1 protein-coding gene is annotated in these 239 nt (G+C 60.7%); it reads left to right on the top strand.

Translation table 11 applies throughout. The features are described 5' to 3' along the window. Positions 1 to 239: hypothetical protein (locus ACLJNW_RS28220; protein WP_410961939.1), on the top strand; the 239-nt coding region annotated here is incomplete at both ends.

Here is a 239-nt window from a genome sequence, read left to right as displayed (position 1 = left end):
ACGTCGAGGTTCGGAAATGCCCGGAGAAAGGTTCGATCACCTGGGGCGAAGAAATACAGGTCTCCCTCCTCGAAACCGGGAAATCGGAAAAGTGCCATGCAGTCGTGCGGTCGCTGGCGCAATTCGACCTGCGCGCATCCGCGGACCAATTGCAACTGGAGTGGCTGTCCGATACGGAACTCAGGGCCTGGCACCCTAGCTTCGAGCCCGGGAACCAACCGAACGGCTCGCGCCTGAAG

Source organism: Salmonella sp. SAL4457 (genome assembly GCF_046548235.1).
Lineage (GTDB): Bacteria > Pseudomonadota > Gammaproteobacteria > Enterobacterales > Enterobacteriaceae > Salmonella > Salmonella enterica.
The sequence above is the reverse complement of the archived record's forward strand: the minus strand, read 5'-3'. Positions and strand labels throughout refer to the sequence as shown.